Source organism: Secundilactobacillus collinoides DSM 20515 = JCM 1123 (genome assembly GCF_001435975.1).
GTDB lineage: Bacteria > Bacillota > Bacilli > Lactobacillales > Lactobacillaceae > Secundilactobacillus > Secundilactobacillus collinoides.
On the sequence record NZ_AYYR01000065.1, the window covers coordinates 16076 to 36518 of the forward strand.

A 20443-nucleotide genomic window follows, 5' to 3' on the forward strand; every position below is an offset into this window, starting at 1 on the left:
AGCCCCCTGCCTTGCGGAGCACGTTTCGGCTCGAGGACAGTAGAAAGTCCACACAGTAGAAAGCCCAAACAGCAGAAGGCCAACCTGCAGAAAACTCAAACACCAGAAAATTGCAACACTTGCACTACCGAACAACTCCCCGCACCATCAGACCCACAAATCAAAACAGCAATCGGCAAACGGGGGGCGACAAGGCACCATCAAAAACATTACCAACAAACAAAAAATTACCAAACAATCAAAATCAGGAGGAACCCAATATGCGTCAAGCAACGATTGAACGAAACACGAAAGAGACCCAGATCAAGTTGAGTTTGAATCTGGATGACTATAGTACCATTGATATTGATACGGGCATTGGGTTCTTCAACCACATGCTTGATGCCTTTGCCCGCCACGGCCGGTTTGGCCTGGTGGTCAAGGCAAACGGCGACTTAAACGTTGACCCGCACCACACCACTGAAGACGTTGGTATCGCCCTTGGGATGGCCCTTAAAGAAGCGTTGGGCGACAAGGCCGGTATTGAACGGTTTGGTTCAGCCTTGATCCCGTTGGACGAAACGTTAAGCCGGGTAGTCATTGACCTTTCTGGCCGGTCATACCTGGTGTTTAACGCTGAGTTGACCAACCCCAAGTTGGGGGATTACGACACTGAGGTCACCGAAGACTTTTTCCAAGCCTTTGCCTTCAATGCTGAGTTAAACTGTCACGCTGAGGTGCTCTATGGTCGCAACACACACCACAAAATTGAAACATTATTTAAGGCACTCGGCCGCGCTACCCGTGCAGCCGTGACACTTAATCCCGAAATTAAAGGCGTGCCATCCACGAAAGGGGTCATTTAAATGATTGTCATCATCGACTACGATACGGGCAACACCAGAAACGTGAAGAAGGCCCTCGACTATTTGAATATTGAAAACACCCTGTCAGCCGACCCAGCCGTCATCAATCAAGCGGACGGTGTGGTTCTTCCCGGCGTTGGCGCCTTTGGCAAAGCCATGGACGCGCTGCGGGAACGGCAGTTGGTGGACGTGATTCAACAGGTTGCTGCTAAGGGCACCCCAATGCTGGGAATTTGTCTGGGCATGCAACTGTTGTTTGACCGCGGGTTTGAGTTTGGTGAGAACGCTGGTCTGGGTCTGATTCCCGGCGATGTAATCGCCATTCCTGAAGACCTGGGTGTGAAGGTGCCCCACATGGGTTGGAACCTGAACACAGTGACCCAGAATGATCCGGTAGCAGCCGGTTTCGACCAAGAGTCGACCTATTTTGTTCATTCGTTTTATGTAAAGACAGCACCAGAAAATATTCTTGCAACCTGTGATTACGGCGTGAAGCTGCCAAGTATCGTGCGGCGCGACAATGTTATCGGGATGCAGTTTCACCCGGAAAAGAGCGGCCAGATCGGTCTGAACGGGTTACGGGCATTTAAGGAGGTCATCGAAAATGCAAATTATTCCAGCAATTGATTTAATTGATCAGCAAAGTGTCCGGTTGTACCAGGGAAAGTTTGATCAAACGACCCTGATCGACAACGACCCGGTGGCACAGGCAAAACAAATCGAAGCAGCGGGCTTACAACGGCTGCACCTTGTCGATTTGGATGGTGCGAAAACCGGCCGACCCGTGAACCGCAAGTTAATTGAAACGATATGCCGCTCCACGAATCTGAAGGTGGAAGTTGGCGGCGGAATCCGCACCCTGGCACAGATCAACGGCTACCTGACCAGCGGTGTGAACCGGGTCATTCTCGGTTCGGCAGCCCTCAACGATCCTGACTTGGTTCAGCAGGCAATCGCCCAGTTTGGTAACGACCAAATTGTTGTCGGTATCGACGGCAAGGATGGTCGGGTTGCTATTTCAGGCTGGTTGGAAGAAAGCGATGTGACCATGGCCACACTCATGTCTTCCATGGTCGCGTTTGGTGTTGTGAACTTTGTCGTCACCGATATCACTAAGGATGGTACGTTGAGCGGCCCAAACACGGCACAACTGACGGAACTGCAAAAGAAGTTCCCAGATGCCGTTGTGATTGCCTCCGGTGGCGTCACCACCGTTGATGACCTTAAAACACTTGCTGATAACGGCATCAAGGCTGCCATCGTCGGGCGCGCTATGGCCACCGGTGACCTGCCGCTCGACACATTAGCGGAGGTGGCCACCGATGTTAGCTAAGCGAATTATTCCCTGCCTGGACGTGGATCACGGCCGGGTCAAAAAAGGCGTTAACTTTGTCAACTTAACGGATGTCGGGGACCCGGTCGAAATCGCCGCAGCGTATGAAAAACAGGGTGCAGACGAACTGGTCTTCCTTGACATCACGGCCACTAACGAAAAGCGAAAGGCCATTGTTGACACGATTGAACAGGTGGCCTCACAGGTCTTCATGCCGCTGACCGTTGGCGGCGGCATTCACACCATCGATGATATGCAGCGCCTGTTGAAGGCCGGGGCAGACAAGGTGGCGGTAAACTCAGCTGCTGTCAACGCCCCGGACCTGATCACTGCCGGCGCCGAGAAGTTTGGCGCCCAGTGCATCGTCCTCGCCATTGATACGAAATGGGATCCAGCCACCAACCGTTACGTTGTATACACGAACGGTGGCCGCAAAGCCACCGACCTTGATGCTATCGAATGGGCCAAGGAAGGGGTAGCCAAGGGTGCGGGGGAACTGCTCGTGACCAGCATGGACAAGGATGGCACCAAGTCCGGGTTCGACCTCAAACTGTATCAGGCTCTCTGCGACGCCGTTGCGGTGCCCACCATCGCTTCAGGCGGCTGCGGGAAATTACAGCATTTTACCGATGTTTTCAAAGAAACTAACGTTGACGCCGCGCTGGCCGCTTCAGTATTCCACTTTGGTGAGCTGACCATCAGCGATGTTAAACAAGAATTACGCACAAACGGGGTGACCGTACGATGAAACCTGATTTTACGAAATCAGCCGACGGTCTTGTGCCCACCATCGTTGTGGACGACAAGACCAGCCAAGTGCTGATGCTGGCTTACATGAACGAAGACAGCTATAAACTGACCCTTAAGGATAAACAGACCTGGTTCTGGTCTCGCAGCCGTCAGGAACTCTGGCACAAAGGCGCAACCTCTGGAAATACCCAAGACGTTGTCGCAATTTCAATCGACTGTGATGAAGACACACTGCTTGTGCGGGTCAATCCCGCCGGACCCGCTTGCCATACCGGCCACACCAGCTGTTTCTATCGCGACATTACACTTGATCAACAGGAGGATTAACCATGCAAGACTTAGACGAACTTTACCAACTGATTCTGCAACGCAAAGAAAACCCAAAGGAAGGGTCGTACACCGACTACCTCTTTACTAAGGGTTTGGATAAAATTTTGAAGAAGGTCGGCGAAGAATCCACCGAAGTCGTCGTTGCTGCAAAGAACGACAGCGATGATGAATTCGTGTATGAAGTCGCTGATTTGGCGTATCACGTGCTCGTTTTGATGGCCGACCGCGGCATCAGCACCGACCAAGTTAAAAAGGAACTTGCTGAACGTGAGGGTCTCATGAGCAAAACCAAGGAACGGCGCGATATCAAGGATCTCTAAAACACAGAAAGGATGGGTGAACACATGGTTAAAAAAGCCATTGCCGATTTAAAACCGTACACACCGGAACTCACACTAGAAGATTTAAAACAGCGGGAGGGCCTCAGCAAACTGGTTCGCCTGTCCGCTAACGAAAACGCTTTTGGGACGTCACCCAAAGTGGCTGAAGCCCTGTCAAACTGGGGGTTCACTGGGGCTAACCGGTACCCTGACAGCAACATGACAACGTTGCGGGATGCCATTGCTTCGCGGTTAAACGTGTCAGCAGACGCCCTAGTATTCGGGAATGGGTTGGACGAAATTCTGGCTCTGCTGTCGCGGACGCTGGTGGAACCCGGTGACGAAGTGATCGTGGCTGAACCGACCTTCTCCGAATACGCGCTTAACGCCGTCGTTGAAGGCGCCAAGATGGTTGATGTTTCGGTGAACGCAGCTGGTGTAACTGACTTAAGCAGCTTTACGGAGGCCATCACCCCGAAAACAAGGATGATCTGGATCTGCAACCCTAACAACCCAACCGGGACGTTTGTGTCAAAGGAAGATATCGCTGCCTTTATGAAGACGGTGCCAGCCACCGTGACCGTTATCGTGGACGAAGCTTACATTGACTTCACCACGGCTGAGGCTGATCCATCAGCAATCACGTTGATGAAGGACTTTGCTAACCTCGTTGTGTTGCGCACCTTCTCAAAGGCCTATGGGTTAGCCAACTTTCGGGTGGGTTATGCCATTGTGTCACCACAATTGGGCAACCAGCTCGAACGCGTACGGTTACCGTACAATTTGAGCACCTTCGCTGAAGTGGCCGCCACGGCTGCCTATCAAGACCAGGATTTCGTTTCCAAGACCGTGACCGCCGTGGCCGCTGAACGAGATAAGTGGGAGCAGTTCCTGAATGACCAGGGACTGACTTTCTACTCATCACAAGCTAATTTTATTTTCTTCAAAGTTGGTAAGGCGGATGCCCTGGCAGCGAACTTGTTGAAGAACGGGTACCTGTTACGGACTGGCCTGGGTGATGACTGGTTGCGGGTCACAATTGGTCGACCAGAGGATAACCAAGCAGTGCAAACGCTGATTGCCCGATTTCTAAAATAATACTAAACGAATGGTATTTAAGGATGGTTTCAATTTTCTTTGGTACCATTTTTTTGTGTACAATTTTAAGTGATCACCACCAGTTGAGGGCCGTTGCTGAAATAACACGCTATGTTAAATGGTTTTTGTAAATATTTATTGATCACGTGTTGCATAAATGGCCACTATTCGCCACTTATCGCCATATATTCGGGCTAAATGCGTGAAACTGGCTTATTTCATGATAAAATAAAAACTAGATATTCTACTGTTTAATACGTGTCAGGAAAGGGGAGATTTCTGTGACACAATCCGCTTACTTATCGCTCTCTTGTTTACCGTTGCCCACCTTTATTGAAGGACATCATGTGAGTCTTGAACTGGGGGGCCACAAAGTAAATCAAATTCATTCGGAATACTTTGTTTTCGCATTTGTGCGCGAAGGACAGCTGATTTTGATACAGGATGGCGTGGAGACCGTCGTTCACGAAAACGAATTATTTATTCTAGTACCGGGACGCCACCGTTACTCGTGGTGGGCACAATCCGAAAAGGTCAGCGTGGACCGGATCACTTTTTATGTTGCGGGTGATTGGAAGATGCAGGCCAGCCTGACACCGGCAAAAAATTCAATCAAATCGATGATGCTGCATCCCGTGGTCCCCGTTCAAACGTTGTTTTTAAGACAATATCAGCCAATTAAGTCACCGGATGATATTTACGAACTGGTCACTGAATTGATCAGCGAAACAACCGACTGTGAGTCACATCGGTTCTTCGAGACGCAACAGCTGTTTATCAAGTTGCTGGATCACCTGCAGACGCAAAACAACGCCCAGGACAAACTAACACAGTTGTCCTTGGCACTTCAGCGTTTTTTGAAGGATCACTATCAGGATAAAATCACCAGCAAAACACTGAGTGACCACTTTGAACAACGCGGCACTTACTTGGTGAAAGTTTTACGGCAAACAGTTGGCCTGTCCCCTGCTGAATACCTGATGCAGTACCGGATGGAGGAAGCAAGCCGTCAGTTACTGGATACTGATCTATCGATTGCGGATATTGCATTAGAAGTTGGGTTCCAAAACATCTATTACTTCTCAACATCGTTTAAAAAGTATACGGGCGTGTCGCCTTCTAAGTATCGCGAACAAGCTACCATGCCTGAAGAATAGATTTGTCAGTATAAAATTTTTTAATTTTTTTGTGACCATATAAAAAGGAGCGCTCCCTTGTGAGGGAGGCTCCTTTTTGCTAGATAACTTATTATAGAAACGCTTTTCTGGAGACAGATGCCTTTTGTTCCTCGATGAAAAATGGGGGTTACGCAACGCTAGAATTTCACGTGGTACCCAATCTCATAACTCTTAGTTTCACCAGGAAACAGGGTCACATCGCCGAAGTTCTCAAAGCGCGTGGCATCTGATAGGTTTTGAGCTTCCAGGGCAACGCCCATGTACGGCTTTCCTTGACCCACGGTGAGGTTCATATCGTTGGTAAATGAGTTAGCCGTGAAGACAATGAGACCGTTACGCTTTGACAGCAGAGTCACGGCCCGGTTGCTGGCTGGGTCGCTGACGGTCACAACAGCGTGATCATCGCCTGTTGGGACAACTTCGTAAATGTCGTCAAACCCTTTTTCTGCCGTGTTTTGCATGCCATCGATCGCATCACCCAAACGCGTTGTCTGGGCGAAGTCAAACGGCGTGTTGGCATTGTCGATAAAGTCGCCGGTTGGAATTTTTTCAGGATCCACTGCAAGGTGACGTGTGCCGTTGACCTGCAGATCGTGGTCAAGGATGTTGGCGGCACCGTTGAGGTTAAAGTAGGTATGGTAGGTTGGGTTAAACGTGGTTGGCGCGCTGGTCTCAGCTTCAAAGTGTACGGTAAAGGTGTTGGCGTTCGTTAGCGTGTAGATAACGTTAACGTTCATGCCAGGGAAACCGCCTTCCTGATCTTCGAACCGGTGATGTAAGGTCAGTGTCGCTTTGTCATCAGCGGTTTCGGTGTAGCCTTCCCACTGAACGGAATGGAAGCCGTGGGCACCACTGTGTAATTCATTACCATTTTCGTTTGGCTTCAATGTTGTAATCTTACCATTGACTTCAAACTTGGCGTCTTTAATTCGACCAGCGACCGGGCCAATCATCATGTTAACGTAGAAGGGATTACTGTAGTAGTCCGCGGTGGTCGGGTATTCCAGCAGGAGATTTTGCTGCCCTTTATCGGTCGGGACGCTGAGTTCACGGATGATGCCGCCTTGGCTCAGGACTGTGGCCCGTACGCCATTGTCGTTTTCTAAGTGAAACGCGGTGACATCTTCATTATTATATTGGTCGAATACATCTTCGTTTGTTTTCATTAATTGAACACTTCCTTGGGCAAAATTTTGTGTGAGTTGTCCGTATAAATAAAATTGAATACGCTTTCGAATTTAATATTGATTGGCAGGAAAGTCAAGTAGTTTCCGAAAAATTGATTGGTAAATGAATGGCCGCGGAATGTATGCTATATTGTTACTGTAATCACAGAAGAGACCAATTATAAAGGGACGGAGCTTTGAACATGCAAGCAAAATATGAAATGGTTGAGGAAGGGGTCAAGGATAAGATCCTTTCCGGCGAATACGCAATTGGGGTGAAACTGCCCACCGAATCAGAGTTAATGGCGAAATATGACGTCAGCCGCTACACGGTGCGCCGGGCAATCGGCGACCTAGAAAATGAACACCTTGTATACCGAATCCAGGGGGGCGGGATGTACGTCAACGACTGGCAGAGCGTCAAGGCCAAGGAGAAAACGAATAACCGGATGATCGGCATCGTTTCCACGCACATCTCAGACTACATCTTCCCGAGCATTATCAGCGGGGCTGACCAAATCATTTCTGACAACGGTTATACGACCTTGCTGGCGAACACACATAACGACCCGCAACGTGAACGACGCTCGCTGATCACGATGCTGGACAGCAACGTCGCCGGATTGATCATTGAACCGACTCAAAGCACGATTGCCACACCAAACCGGGACCTTTACGATAAGATCAAAGAACTGCATTTGCCCACTGTATTCATTAACGCTAAGTATGACTCAGTGCCTGGAATCTCCGTTACAACGGATGATGAGGGCGCGCTCGTAACTTTGACCGATTATCTGATCAACCAGGGTCATGAGCGTATTTTGGGCGTATTTCAGGTGGACGATGCCCAGGGCGTTAATCGGATGAACGGTTTTGTTAAGGCGTACCAGCAACACCCGACGATTGCTTTGAAGTCTAATGTCGTGATGTACCAGTCGAAGGATGCTATCAAGGACGTTTTGGCTCAGATTGAAGACTATTTGAAGGCGGAGAGCCGACCAACCGCTATTGTTTGCTATAACGACCAATTGGCCATTCAGGTGATGGATCTGATCAAGTCGCTGAACCTGACCATTCCGGGCGATGTGTCGATCACCGGGTTTGACGACTATAGTTTGAGTCGGTACATGGATCCGCCGTTGACAACACTCGCGCATGAAAAGGAACGGATGGGGCACGATGCCGCCCGCTTACTGATGACCATGATCAACAAGGAACCCGCTGAATCAATCCAGTATGACCCAGAATTGATTATTCGCAAATCAGTTGCAAAGCGGGCTGAATGAGTGCTTTTTTGCAAAATTGCAATGCCGGTTTTGGATGGTTTAAAAATCTGATAAAATCATTAATAAATTTGAATTCTGGAGCCTATTCCAAACACTTTTGGTGTATGATATAAATAATCACATGTTAACCATGGATGATTAAAGGGAGATAAGGGTCCGTTAGCGTTGATATGCTAGTTGGCTCGCCAATGACTGATGGAAAGCAGAGATGCTGTCACTGGTATGAACAACCGCTGTACACTAACGACAAACGCAACATAACAGTTTTCTACAATATACAAAAAGCGTTCAGACAACCAGCTTAGCAAAGATGGTTGTCTGAGCGCTTTTTTGATTTATTTTGTTGTTTTTGTCCGCCGCTTGCGTAGGTAATAGCAGCCAGCCAAAAAGAAGGCAGCAATCACGATTACGGTGATGGCAGAGCTAAACGATTCGATGGTGGTGAGAATTGTTTGCCAATTGTCACCAGCTAGGTATCCGGCGGAAATGAGGACGGTGTTCCAAATGGCTGTCCCAATGGCTGACAATAGTGTGAAACGCAGTAGTGGGTACTCAGCCATTCCAGCTGGAATCGAGATTAGACTGCGCACGACTGGGATGAATCGGCCAAGGAAAATGGCCTTGCCGCCGTGGTGTTGGAAAAAGTTGAAAGCACGGTTGACGTCCCTTGGTTTCAAACGTAAAAGCCGCCCTGTTCGAGTAGCAAGCAATCGATTAAGCCGTTCTTCCGTGAGTATACTTCCGATGCCGTACAGGATGATTGCGCCCAAAACTGATCCGGCAGTCGCTGCTAGAATAGCTCCAGGAATTGTCATGCTGGTGGACAGAATCACAAACCCCGTAAAGGTGAGAATGATTTCTGACGGAATCGGCGGAAAAATGTTTTCTAACGCAATGAGCAAGCCCACTGCTAAATAACCGTACTGGTCAATGAGTGTCATGATGGTGTTCGTATCCATAGTGGCCCCCTTGAGGAATGTCTTAGGGGTAGTGTACCGGAAACCTATGATTGGCGCAATGAATGATAATCAGGTTTCGGGGTCTTAAGGAAATGGCAAGGATTGGTGTGAGAAATTTCTCTTTTTTGCGGACGCAGTGTTTTGGAATGCCAAAAGAACGTTAACGACTGGGTCGGCGTTCTTTACTGACAGATTGTGTGTAGTTTTTTATTGAAACCTTTGAGGGTGGTGATTGGGCGTTCTTGACCGCTACGTTGTTTTGCTGGACTCCAGTTTTACCGTGACGGTTTTCTGCGCGATGTAATCGGCCAGAATGCTCTGGTCATGCGCTGACGATTGAGTTTTTGCTTTTTGGGTTAAGGTGGGTGTTGCTCTGGGTTAAGCCTCACATAGTTGAAACGTGTCCGGGAGTTAGGGTGCTGCGGTAGATGTTTTTCCGGAATTTGGCGTTTGTTTTTTGTTGTTTTTGCGATGTGGGTTTATTTTAGATAGCTGAAACGTGTTCCACAAGGCAGGGGGCTTTTTCGCCCCTTGCCTTGCTACACACTCTTTAAATTGGTGTCGTCACCAAATCTGAAGGGTTGGCCAGCAAGCGGACGCGGATCATACCCGGGATGCCGTGAAGGGCGGCCAATATTGTTTCAACTTGCTCTGGAGCTTGATTTAGTTTATTGATGGTCGTGTTGACCACTGTGTAGCCATATTCGCCACGGGTGTTGCCCATCATCTCCTGCATTGGCAGTTCAAAATGGTACAGCACATCTGATACGTCTGACCAGAAGTTATTTCGCGTTTTGAAAAATAGAGTGAAACGGTATGGACTAGTGAACGGCAGGTCGACTGGCGGGAAGTTGACCGACGAGCGGATAGTGCCGGCTTCCAAGAAGTCCAGTGTATTTTGAAGGGTCAGGTTGGCACTGTTTGACAAGGCTTCCTTGGTGTTCCCACCCAGATGAGGCAGCATGGTGATCTGTGGTTCATCCTTCAAGTCATTTTGCGGGAAGTCTGTAATGTAGTGGGCAAACTGACGTTGATGGAGCCCCTCTTTTACGGCGTCATCATCGACCAGTTCAGCTCGCCCGAAATTTAATAGGAAGGCACTGTCTTTCATGAGTCGGAATTGAGCCGTGCTCATCATGTGAGTCGTTTCCGCGTTTAATGGCAATAAAAGTACGACAAAATCAGCCTGTTCTAGGACGTCGTTGATGTTTTCCAATTGAAGCACGTGTTGAAGATTCTTGAAGCTGCGATTGTAGCCGAGAACTTGCATCCCCAGATGATAACAGGCGTTTGCCAGACGTTGCCCAATGGCGCCAAGACCGAGAATCCCCACCGTTTTGCCATATAATTCCTGACCGACAAACGATTTACGGATGCCTTCAGCAGCGGCCTGCAGATTATCGGCCTGAAGTTGACGAGTAGCAGACAGCGCTGGAAACAGCGGTCGGCCACAATAAAACAAGCATTGAATGATAAGCTCTTTCACCGCGTTGGCATTGGCCCCCGGGGTGTTGAAAACCGCCGTTCCGTTTGCAGTACAAGCATCGACATTAATCGTATTTGTGCCAATACCCGAACGCGCCACTAGTAGCAGATGTTCTGAAATCAGTTCATCAGGTACTTTCGTACTTCGAACCAAAACAGCGTCTGGTGTATCAGATTCCGTTAACCGAAAGGCGTCCCCGGCAAAGCCAGTAACGTCAAAAGCGTCTAAAGTTTTAATTTGAAACATATTTTCGCCCTCTTCACCAAAATAAGATTTATAATAGTCAAAAATATCATAACGCAATCTTAATAGGAAGTGACACTATGCACATTGATTTTGTAAAACTTTCCAAGGATGAACCGGTCATCGGCAAGGGCGGTGAGCATAAGGACATCACGTTTGGCCAATATGTTGAAATTGGCGAACAAAACTATCTGGATAACAGTGCTATTGGTGATTATACTTACACTGGTCAGTTCTGCTTTATCCAAAACAGTACGTTAAACAAGTTTATCAGTATGGCCGCGATGATTCGAATTGGCCCCACGAATCATCCCTATGACCGGCCTGCACAGCACATTTTCGCCTATAATGGTGCTGCTTACGGTTTTGATAATCCTGACACAGAATTCTTAAGTGGGCGCAAAATTCGAAAAACGGAAATTGGTAACGATGTTTGGATAGGACATGGCGCAGTTATCCAATCGGACGTGCACGTGGGCGATGGTGCGGTGATTGGATCCAGTGCGGTCGTTACGAAAGACGTTGAGCCATATACGATTGTCGGCGGCGTGCCCGCAAAACCGATCAAAGACCGTTTTCCAGATGAGATCAAGACTGATTTAGAAGAGATCAAGTGGTGGGACTGGTCACGCGAAGAGTTGGAAACCTACTACGATGACTTCCGGCTGCCAATTGATGAATTTGTGGCTAAACATTTGCACCGGAAATAAAAAAGGGGCTCCGAGTTTGTCTACATGCTTTAAATAAGTCATAAATGCGACTGTCTTAAAGTTGTAGAGCCGTCGAGGCTGTGGATATCATGGACGCGTGATATCGTTGCACTTTTAAATGTTGCGCTTTCTCATTGAGAGAGCGTTTTTTTGTAGCGTGTGAAACCGTGGCGGTTAGAATCTGAAGTTTATTAGGTGCAACTCCTTTTCCTTCTGTGACCCACTTAGGATCGAGGCTATTAATCCATGGTTTGAATTGCTCTTTTACAAAAAAAATCGCGCCCGTCACTCACACAAAAATGCGATTCCGACCACATTGAGCCATGTGGCAAGCCTGTAGATAAAGTGTAAGACGCTCACAACAAGTATCAACAACCGCCCACCCCAAAAAACAGCACTCATCTAACGCCAAACGTGAATGAAATATAAGATGAAAGCAGCAGTGAAAATTAATTCCGTGAAATTTTTCTGCCATGTACTTTCCATCACTTGAAACATCCTCAGCTTTCATTAACCACCTCAAACAATGCCGGAGAAATTTTCAAGACAACCGTTTGAAATATGACTATACCATTTTAAAGTTTGCGTACTTTGTGAATCTGAACACACTACTGCCACATGCTTTCCTGTTGATTTTATCAATCTATGCTTCTATACTATTGGCAACGGTTACAAATGGTAACCTAGATAATTTCACGAGAGAAAGGAAGCAACCCAATGGCTTACCAAACAATCAATCCGTTTACGAACAAAGTTGTTAAAACTTATGAAAATCACGATGATGCGTATGTTGAAGACGCATTAACGAAAGCACATGCCCTTTATAAAAAGTGGCGTAACGAACCAATTGAGGATCGGGCAAAGATTTTGCACCAGGTTTCTCAATACTTTACCGATCACACTGACGAACTTGCCCGCGTTTTAGTGGAAGACATGGGAAAGCTATTTACAGAAGCTCAGGGTGAAGTCGCTATTTGTGCGGCCATTGCTGAATATTACGCAACCCAAGGCGAACGTTTTCTGGAAAAACAACCCATCGAAACAGTGATGGGTTACGCGCACGTTGAAAACCATTCGATGGGGGTCGTTATGGCCGTTGAACCATGGAACTTCCCATTCTATCAGATGATGCGGGTATTCGCGCCGAACTTTTTGGTTGGGAACCCACTATTATACAAACACGCTAGCAACACGCCGGGCTCAGCAGTTGCCTTTGAAGCGGCTGTTAGAGAAGCTGGCGCCCCAGAAGGATCTTGCGTAAACTTGTTTATCAACTATGACCAAGTGAACAAGATTATTGCTGACATGCGGGTACAAGGAGTTGCTTTGACTGGTTCAGAACGTGCCGGTAAAGAAATCGCTGCCGAAGCTGGCCGGAACTTGAAAAAGAGTTCATTGGAATTAGGCGGGAGCGATCCATTCATTATTTTGGACGACACCAATCTTGATGAAGTCAACAAGATCATTGGCCAGGCGCGTCTTTACAACGCTGGTCAAGTCTGCACATCATCCAAACGGTTTATCGTTACCGAAAAGAATTACGATAAAGTCTTACAGATGATGAAGGATGCCTTTGCTAAGGCTAAGGTTGGCGATCCACTGGATTCAAACACAACTTTGGCACCATTAAGCACTAACAAGGCCAAGGCTGGTTTGCTTGAGAAAGTCCACGCAGCCTTAGATGATGGCGCAACGTTAGCATTTGGCAAATTGAACGAAAACATGGATAACAACTTCTTTGAACCTATCATCCTGACTGACATTGACCGCGATAACTCAGCTTACTGGACCGAATTTTTCGGCCCCGTTGGTCAAATTTACAAGGTTAAGGATGAACAGGCAGCCATCGATTTGGCTAACGATTCTAACTACGGCTTAGGCGGCATTGTCTTCGGCGGCGACCCAAATCACGCTGCAGAAGTCGCTGGCAAGGTTGAAACTGGGATGGTCTTCGTTAACAACTTTGGCGGGACAGTTCCAGAACTGCCATTTGGGGGGATCAAGAACTCCGGCTATGGTCGTGAACTGGGTAAGTTGGGTATCGAAACCTTCGTCAACCCAGAAATGGTCATGGTTAACGAAAAGGATTACGTCGACATGGATAACACGTTTGGCGGGTTCGTTTAAAGAATAGGTCACAATAAGTAACATCCTCCTTTAAGAAACATGGGGCGTCCAGCAAGTGCGTGCTGGGCGCTCTTTTTTGTGTCGCGCATGGCGTTCGAATCCGGCAGTAATCAAAATGTCTGCGCCTGATTCTTAATTTAAAATCTGGTAATAAACGGGGGCATATTTTTAATCGATTGATGCTTCAAATGAGAAATAGCGCAATCTTCGGAAGATACTTTCAGAAAATTACTGTACTTTTGCCACAGGTTCCTTGAATATTTACGGAAAACCAACCCAGAGAATCCCACAGTCATGCGGTTCTGGGACAGCTCACCAAGCAGGACCAAATTATACTGATAAAAACATTTGAAACCGCTTACTTTTTCTGAAAGTTTGTGCAATAATAATCTTGTAACTAACATACTGAAAGGGTGTTTTTTTATGAAAATTAAAGCAGCCGTTGTTGATAAGCAAAGCGCTGATTTCGAGATTCGTGACGATATTGAATTAGCCGAAATGGGACCGGATGATGTGCAGGTGCACATGGTCGCCAGTGGGATCTGCCACTCTGATGAAGCTCTCCGTATCGGGGATGCCGTAATTGACTACCCAATTGTTTTAGGGCATGAAGGTTCCGGGATCGTTGAAAAAGTAGGGCCAGAAGTTACCCAGGTAAAACCTGGTGATAACGTGGTCTTGAGCTTTTACGCTTGTGGAAACTGTAAGAGTTGTCTGAGTGGGGTGCCGACCCAGTGTGAAAACTACGCTGCCAACAACCTTTCAGGTGTGCGGCCAGATGGCTCAGCTCACTTTACTGAAAACGGTAAGAAGATTGCTGATATGTTTGACCAAAGTTCATTCACGTCAACTACAGTTGTTCGTGAACGGAACGTTGTTAAAGTTGACAAGGCCCTTGATTTACGGAAACTCGGCCCGCTGGGTTGTGGTTACGTCACTGGTTCTGGGACTGTGTTGAACACGTTAAAGCCAAAGCCTGGCGATACCATTGCCGTGTTCGGGACTGGTGCCGTGGGCTTGGCTGCTATGATGGCTGGCCGGATTTCTGGTTGTACAAAGGTTATCGGAATCGATATCGTCGACTCTCGGTTGGATCTCGCCAAGGAATTGGGCGCAACGGATACCATTAACAGTAAGAACGAAGACGTTGTTGAAGCCGTTAAGAAGCTCACTGGCGGCTATGGTGTTAACTGGGCAGTTGATACGACCGGTGTCACAAAAGTGATGCAGGACTCAATTCAAGTCTTGGCACAGGGTGGGACGACCGCAACGATTGCCGTCACCCCTAACCACATCGATTTGGATACTTGGAACGACTTGTGTGTTGATGACCGAAAGATTGTCGGTGTTAACATGGGGGATTCGATTCCTCAAGTTGACATTCCCCGCTTAATTGAATTCTACAAGTTGGGCATGTTCGACTTTGATAAGACAGAAAAGTTCTACAAGTTCAGTGAAATTAATGAAGCCAACGCTGATTCTCGTTCAGGGAAGACCATTAAGCCTGTGCTGATCATTGATGATGATTATCAGCCAGGGAAATAAGGGTTAATGTCAATTGGTAGTTGAGCGTTAAATAATTGAAAAGTGCCTAGGTCGTTTAAACGATTTAGGCACTTTTTTGCGTCTATATATTGTAAGTCCATTATTAGACATTGATGCCACAAATGTCTAAAATAGGATTGCGTTTCGTGCAAAACGGCGCTACGGTTAATGTCAAATACTATTTGGAGGAATCAATATGACAGCAGATGAGGAACAAAAAATTGTCATGCAGCTCATCTTGAAATCAGGTAAGGCGCAGTCCCAGGCCATGGCGGCGATTACGGCCGCCAAATCGGGGCAGATGCAGGTTGCAGCTGATGACATGACGGAAGCAGAACAGCAGTTGGCGGCCGGTCACCAGGCACAAACAGACCTGTTGGCGGATGCATCTGGTGAAGACTTGGCGCCATCACTGCTGATGGTTCACGCACAGGATCATTTGAGTATGGCGATGATGGCCATTGACCTTGGAAAAGAAATTATCGATGTGTATAAGCGATTAGATAACACGAACAATCCAACAGATTAGCACTTAATCGTTAATATTAAATTGCGAGATGAAGGTTTAAATGATAAACTATTCTCTGTTGATTTAAAAAAATACGAATAAGGGGTCGAACAATCTTGGAGAACACGCAAAATGACCGCTCTGTTGTAAAAAATTTGATTTTAGGATTTCAGCACTTATTAGCCATGTATTCTGGCGACATCCTGGTACCACTGCTGATTGGCGGCGCGTTGCACTTTACCGCGGCCCAGATGACCTATCTGGTTTCCATGGATATTTTTATGTGTGGGGTGGCCACGTTACTGCAATTGAAGCGGACACCGATCACTGGTATTGGTCTGCCCGTTGTTTTGGGGTGTGCCGTCGAATATGTCGCACCGCTGCAAAGCATTGGCAAACACTTCGGTTGGGCGTATATGTATGGTGGGATCATCTCGGCCGGTATTTTTATTTTTCTGGTAGCTGGTATTTTTGCTAACCTGCGCCGGTTCTTCCCGCCAGTTGTGACTGGGTCACTGATCACGCTGATTGGATTTACGCTGATTCCGGTTGCCTTCCAAGACCTCGGTGGCGGCGACAGCACGGCGAAGAGTTTCGGGACACCGAGCAATTTAATTCTTGGGTTTGCGACTGCGCTGATTATTATTGCCATTAATATTTGGGGTCGTGGGTTCCTGAAACAAATTTCTGTTTTGATTGGGATCGTGGTCGGTACGCTATTAGCCATCGGTATGGGAAAAATCGGGTTCGCGTCAGTTTCAGCTGCTCACTGGTTCCAATTACCGCAACTGTTCTACTTTGGCGTTCCTAAGTTTGAATGGTCGTCGATTGCGACCATGATTCTCGCGGCCATCACCTGTATGATCGAATCGACGGGTGTGTACTACGCGCTGGCTGACATTCTCGGTCGCAACCTGGATAATACTGATTTGAAACATGGGTACCGGTCTGAAGGTATCGCAGCGATTTTCGGCGGCATCTTTAACACGTTCCCCTACTCAACGTTCTCCCAAAACGTTGGTATCGTGCAGTTGTCAGGCATCAAGAAATTACGCCCCGTTTACTACTCAGCTTTCTTGCTGCTGTTACTTGGCCTGATTCCGAAGTTTGGTGCGATTGCAACTCTAATCCCATCTTCAGTTCTTGGTGGCGCCATGCTGGTTATGTTTGGTATGGTGGGTGCGCAAGGCATCAAGATGCTGTTGAAGGTTGAGTTGAATAACAAAAACATGCTCATTATTGCTGTTTCGATTGGCCTTGGTTTGGGTGTGACGACTGAACCAACTTTGTTCCAGTTCCTGCCTACCGAAGTTCAGACTATCCTGAGTAACGGGATGGTTGTTGGGAGCTTTACGGCGGTTATTTTGAACTTGTTGCTGAATAATACTTCTTTGAAAAACAAAGTGGAAGAAGAAAAATCATAAATTTGAAGTATGTGAGATTATCAAGTCATAAAAATGAGGGACTTTCTAATTATTGGATGCCGGTTTAATGGGATTTGTTTAGTGTATTCCCCGCGTGTGCGGGGGTGATCCTAGATAATGCTTGCTGTTGGCAATTGTCTTCTTGTATTCCCCGCGTGTGCGGGGGTGATCCCGGCCACCAGCCACAAAACTACTTAGGACAAGTGTATTCCCCGCGTGTGCGGGGGTGATCCTAGGCGCACTTCTGGGAACAAGCCTTAGATTGTGTATTCCCCGCGTGTGCGGGGGTGATCCCCGCGGGCACTTCCCGAAAGCGTGCTCACATGAGTATTCCCCGCGTGTGCGGGGGTGATCCCATAAACTTTCCTGTGGTGGTACTGGTATCGACGTATTCCCCGCGTGTGCGGGGGTGATCCCCTGTGGTAGTTTTCACGCTTCCGAGAAAAAGGGTATTCCCCGCGTGTGCGGGGGTGATCCCGCCAAACGTCACTACTTCAACATCGGATACGAGTATTCCCCGCGTGTGCGGGGGTGATCCTATGACTGGATTTGGGAAAAGCCTAAAGCTTCCGTATTCCCCGCGTGTGCGGGGGTGATCCTAATCTTGTCGCCAACACCGTTTAAAGCCTGCAGTATTCCCCGCGTGTGCGGGGGTGATCTGATCATCGGTGCCTTGACGATACCTGGTGCGTAGTATTCCCCGTATATGCGGGGGTAACCCATGCCCCTTGAATTCCGCCATCGGTTTCAATGGACTGCTTTCTGTATTCCCTGCACTTACAGAGGTGCTTGTTTTAATTAAAAAAGAAAAGGTACTAAAAGGTTTAGTACAAAAAAAGAGAACTTGTCGATTGACGAGTTCTCTTTTTTGTAGTGGCTCTTTTGTTTCATAAACCATGTAAGCGCATTATATTTTCATAGTTACAGTAAAATAAGTGTTAGTCAAGAATGGTAAAATTTAGTTGTATAGGTTTTACTTATCATCGAGTAAGCCTAAAAATTATCAGGACAATTGAGTCATTTTGAATTAATAATAAATGTAAACGCATGCTAACCGGGCAACATTCTCATAAATGGTGGTTGCAGCTAACCTGAAAGAAAAGTAGGAAATCAGAATGTCGGTTAATAAATTCAAGAAAACAAACGTAAAAACAAGGGAGACGGCTATGAAGAAAAAATCAAATCTTGACATTGCAAACGAGAAATTAGACGCTTTTGACAAGGTTGTTAACGGCGACAAACCAATGCGGAAGGCAAAGAAGGGCGAGACTTTCAAGTGTGGCGTCGACCTTGGGACATCCTCGATTGTGCTGACAGTATTGGATCAGGGTGACACACCAATCTATGGGGCATTTGAATATGATCACGCGGTACGGGATGGTATCGTCGTGAATTACATGGAGTCCGTCAGCATCCTGAAACGGCTGAAGGCTAAGGCTGAAGAGATTCTTGGAGTTGAGCTGACAACCGCGTGCGGTGCCATTCCACCGCAAACGGGTGACGGTGCCGCAAAAATTGTCCAAAATGTGATTGAGTCTGCTGAGTTCATTTGCAATGCAGTGGTCGATGAACCAACCGCAGCGGCGAAATTTTTGAATATGAAGGACGGTACCGTTGTTGATATCGGTGGTGGGACAACTGGCATCAGTATCTTCAAGGCCGGTAAGCTGATTGACGTGATGGACGAACCAACTGGCGGATTTCACATGACGCTGGTGCTGGGCGGTGCAAACCACATCGATAACGAGGCTGCTGAACTGCTGAAGCGTGATCCGAAGCGAGAGAAGGAAATTTTTGGTACGATTAAACCTGTGGTTGAAAAGATGGCCACGATTACGAAGCACGGGCCGAACGTGCCGGTGGTTGAACCAGTCATCGTCGTGGGTGGGGCGATCAATTTTGAGGATTTCATTCCGACGTTTGCGAAGACCTTGAGTATGCCGGCATATAAGCCCGACTTTCCGCAATTTGTGACACCGCTGGGTATTGCAATGTATGATCATGAATAATTGAAACAATCGGGTGCTTACTGGCCGCTTTGGCTGGTGAGCACCTTTGTAGTTTTCTGGCAGCGTTGTGGCGGGCATTTGTCTGATGTTGCTCAGTCCAGTCACGTTGAGATACGCTGCGTGGCTGCCTTTTACTGACAATTATTTCACGTTTTCAGGTTTTCCAATTACGGTAAAGTTCGGTATACTTGGGATAAACAAGACAAGTCAATTATTACCTGTAGGGGGTCTTTTGATGATGGATGATCAGCAACATAACCAGGCAAAAAAGCCGAAGCCGAAACGTGGCTGGGCATTCTATGGCGGTTGGTTATTTTTTATTTTCTTTCTGGTTAAGGTGTTTTGGCGTATCTTTGGTGCCCTAGGACTAGGACTGGCCACCGTGGGTATCGTTGTACTGTATTTGCGGACGCGGCGAAATCATGGCCATCAGGGTGGTGTGCCAGATGATGACCGTGGGGGTGGTACCAGCAATTTGGGTGATAAGGCGCAGAACGCACAGAAGTCTGAACATGAAACGGCTGAAAAAAAGGAAGTTGCAGTAGAGAATGAGCCCAAATTAAAGCATGCGGCAGTTGATTCACCCGACAAGCAGCCTCAATCAGCGGACAATAAGTCAAAGGAATGGCACCCCATCATGGACGCCGAAACGCAGAAATGGTTTGATAATTTTTCCGTTGATAATCCTGAGTATCATTTGAATGACGCGGAGAGCGACGATGATCGTTTACAAGATGCCTATGAGAAAGGACGGTGCGATGCAGAGAATGAGACGGATGCTGATCCGTTTGACGCTAACGATGAAGATTATGATGACTACGATGATGATGGTGAGCTGGATGAAGATCGCCGGGATGCGGATGGTGAGTTTGATGAAGGGTACATCCTGGGGGAGATTGAAGGCGAACGTGATCGGGACAGGGACTGAGACAAAAATCACGATTTTCAAAAAGAATTGTATTCAGTGCGTCCCACACGGAGCAGCTACTTGAACGTGCAACAAATGGACCACCGTATGGTCATATAAGTGGCTCTCTTTTAAAAGCAGTTCGCAATTGTTAGATGTTTTTTTCCCGAAGTGTCAAATCAAGTGCAACAGTTAATGACCTATTCCAATGATTGGTCT

General features: G+C 47.4%; 19 protein-coding genes and 1 CRISPR repeat array. Of the genes, 16 read left to right on the forward strand and 3 right to left on the reverse strand.

Annotation, left to right across the window (positions count from 1 at the left end; translation table 11 throughout):
• Positions 1-260: 260 nt before the first annotated feature.
• The 8 genes from hisB (at position 261) to FC82_RS10995 (ending at position 5833) form a co-directional block, all read left to right on the forward strand.
• Positions 261-845 carry an imidazoleglycerol-phosphate dehydratase HisB gene (gene hisB / locus FC82_RS10960; RefSeq protein ID WP_056987243.1) on the forward strand — a complete coding sequence of 195 codons (585 nt, stop codon included), beginning with the start codon at positions 261-263 and terminating at the stop codon, positions 843-845.
• Positions 846-1472 carry an imidazole glycerol phosphate synthase subunit HisH gene (hisH, locus tag FC82_RS10965; RefSeq protein ID WP_054761609.1) on the forward strand — a complete coding sequence of 209 codons (627 nt, stop codon included), beginning with the start codon at positions 846-848 and terminating at the stop codon, positions 1470-1472.
• Entirely contained in the window at positions 1450-2178 is a 729-nt protein-coding gene (hisA, locus tag FC82_RS10970; RefSeq protein WP_056997016.1) for a 1-(5-phosphoribosyl)-5-[(5-phosphoribosylamino)methylideneamino]imidazole-4-carboxamide isomerase, read from the forward strand. The genes hisH and hisA overlap by 23 nt, the downstream gene beginning before the upstream one ends.
• On the forward strand, positions 2168-2926 hold the full coding sequence (gene hisF / locus FC82_RS10975) for an imidazole glycerol phosphate synthase subunit HisF (RefSeq protein WP_054761611.1): 759 nt from the start codon (positions 2168-2170) through the stop codon (positions 2924-2926). The genes hisA and hisF overlap by 11 nt, the downstream gene beginning before the upstream one ends.
• Positions 2923-3255: a phosphoribosyl-AMP cyclohydrolase gene (gene hisI, locus FC82_RS10980; protein WP_054761612.1), complete on the forward strand. Its 333-nt coding sequence runs from the start codon at positions 2923-2925 to the stop codon at positions 3253-3255. The genes hisF and hisI overlap by 4 nt, the downstream gene beginning before the upstream one ends.
• 2 nt (positions 3256-3257) lie before the next feature.
• Complete coding sequence (gene hisE, locus FC82_RS10985; protein ID WP_054761614.1) at positions 3258-3578, forward strand: phosphoribosyl-ATP diphosphatase; 321 nt, start codon at positions 3258-3260, stop codon at positions 3576-3578.
• 24 nt (positions 3579-3602) lie between these two features.
• Positions 3603-4676 (forward strand): histidinol-phosphate transaminase, encoded by a 1074-nt coding sequence (gene hisC / locus FC82_RS10990; protein WP_056997017.1) that lies wholly within the window; start codon positions 3603-3605, stop codon positions 4674-4676.
• A 347-nt stretch (positions 4677-5023) separates the two neighbouring features.
• A complete protein-coding gene (locus FC82_RS10995) occupies positions 5024-5833 on the forward strand; it encodes an AraC family transcriptional regulator (protein ID WP_056997018.1) in 810 nt (269 codons plus the stop codon).
• A gap of 158 nt (positions 5834-5991) precedes the next feature.
• Here FC82_RS10995 and FC82_RS11000 read toward each other — a convergent pair whose 3' ends face one another.
• Positions 5992-7020, reverse strand: a complete 1029-nt coding sequence (locus FC82_RS11000; RefSeq protein WP_054761621.1) for an aldose epimerase family protein — start codon at positions 7018-7020, stop codon at positions 5992-5994.
• Positions 7021-7223: 203 nt separating this feature from the next.
• Between FC82_RS11000 and FC82_RS11005 the strand changes: the two genes are divergently transcribed.
• On the forward strand, positions 7224-8306 hold the full coding sequence (locus tag FC82_RS11005; RefSeq protein WP_054761622.1) for a GntR family transcriptional regulator: 1083 nt from the start codon (positions 7224-7226) through the stop codon (positions 8304-8306).
• A gap of 335 nt (positions 8307-8641) precedes the next feature.
• Here the strand turns inward: FC82_RS11005 and FC82_RS11010 are convergent, their stop codons facing one another.
• Together FC82_RS11010 and FC82_RS11015 are read right to left on the reverse strand one after the other, a co-directional pair.
• A complete protein-coding gene (locus FC82_RS11010; RefSeq protein ID WP_054761624.1) occupies positions 8642-9265 on the reverse strand; it encodes a DedA family protein in 624 nt (207 codons plus the stop codon).
• 550 nt (positions 9266-9815) lie between these two features.
• Positions 9816-10997 carry an NAD(P)-dependent oxidoreductase gene (locus FC82_RS11015; RefSeq protein WP_054761632.1) on the reverse strand — a complete coding sequence of 394 codons (1182 nt, stop codon included), beginning with the start codon at positions 10995-10997 and terminating at the stop codon, positions 9816-9818.
• 77 nt (positions 10998-11074) lie between these two features.
• Here FC82_RS11015 and FC82_RS11020 point away from each other — a divergent pair, with 77 nt between their 5' ends.
• The 7 genes from FC82_RS11020 (at position 11075) to FC82_RS11050 (ending at position 20245) form a co-directional block, all read left to right on the forward strand.
• Complete coding sequence (locus FC82_RS11020; protein ID WP_054761636.1) at positions 11075-11704, forward strand: LbetaH domain-containing protein; 630 nt, start codon at positions 11075-11077, stop codon at positions 11702-11704.
• Between the two features lie 717 nt (positions 11705-12421).
• On the forward strand, positions 12422-13831 hold the full coding sequence (locus FC82_RS11025; RefSeq protein WP_056997019.1) for an NAD-dependent succinate-semialdehyde dehydrogenase: 1410 nt from the start codon (positions 12422-12424) through the stop codon (positions 13829-13831).
• Positions 13832-14254: 423 nt separating this feature from the next.
• Positions 14255-15376 (forward strand): NAD(P)-dependent alcohol dehydrogenase, encoded by a 1122-nt coding sequence (locus tag FC82_RS11030; RefSeq protein ID WP_056997020.1) that lies wholly within the window; start codon positions 14255-14257, stop codon positions 15374-15376.
• A gap of 196 nt (positions 15377-15572) precedes the next feature.
• Complete coding sequence (locus tag FC82_RS11035) at positions 15573-15905, forward strand: PTS lactose/cellobiose transporter subunit IIA (protein WP_056997021.1); 333 nt, start codon at positions 15573-15575, stop codon at positions 15903-15905.
• Positions 15906-16000: 95 nt separating this feature from the next.
• Positions 16001-17308, forward strand: a complete 1308-nt coding sequence (locus FC82_RS11040) for a nucleobase:cation symporter-2 family protein (protein ID WP_156405147.1) — start codon at positions 16001-16003, stop codon at positions 17306-17308.
• A gap of 83 nt (positions 17309-17391) precedes the next feature.
• Positions 17392-17969: direct repeats of the CRISPR family, unit length 29 nt; unit sequence GTATTCCCCGCGTGTGCGGGGGTGATCCC.
• Positions 17970-18474: 505 nt separating this feature from the next.
• Positions 18475-19317 carry an ethanolamine utilization protein EutJ gene (eutJ, locus tag FC82_RS11045; RefSeq protein WP_056997023.1) on the forward strand — a complete coding sequence of 281 codons (843 nt, stop codon included), beginning with the start codon at positions 18475-18477 and terminating at the stop codon, positions 19315-19317.
• 238 nt (positions 19318-19555) lie between these two features.
• Positions 19556-20245, forward strand: coding sequence for a hypothetical protein (locus FC82_RS11050; protein WP_162260946.1), 690 nt, complete (start codon positions 19556-19558; stop codon positions 20243-20245).
• Positions 20246-20443 lie beyond the last annotated feature (198 nt).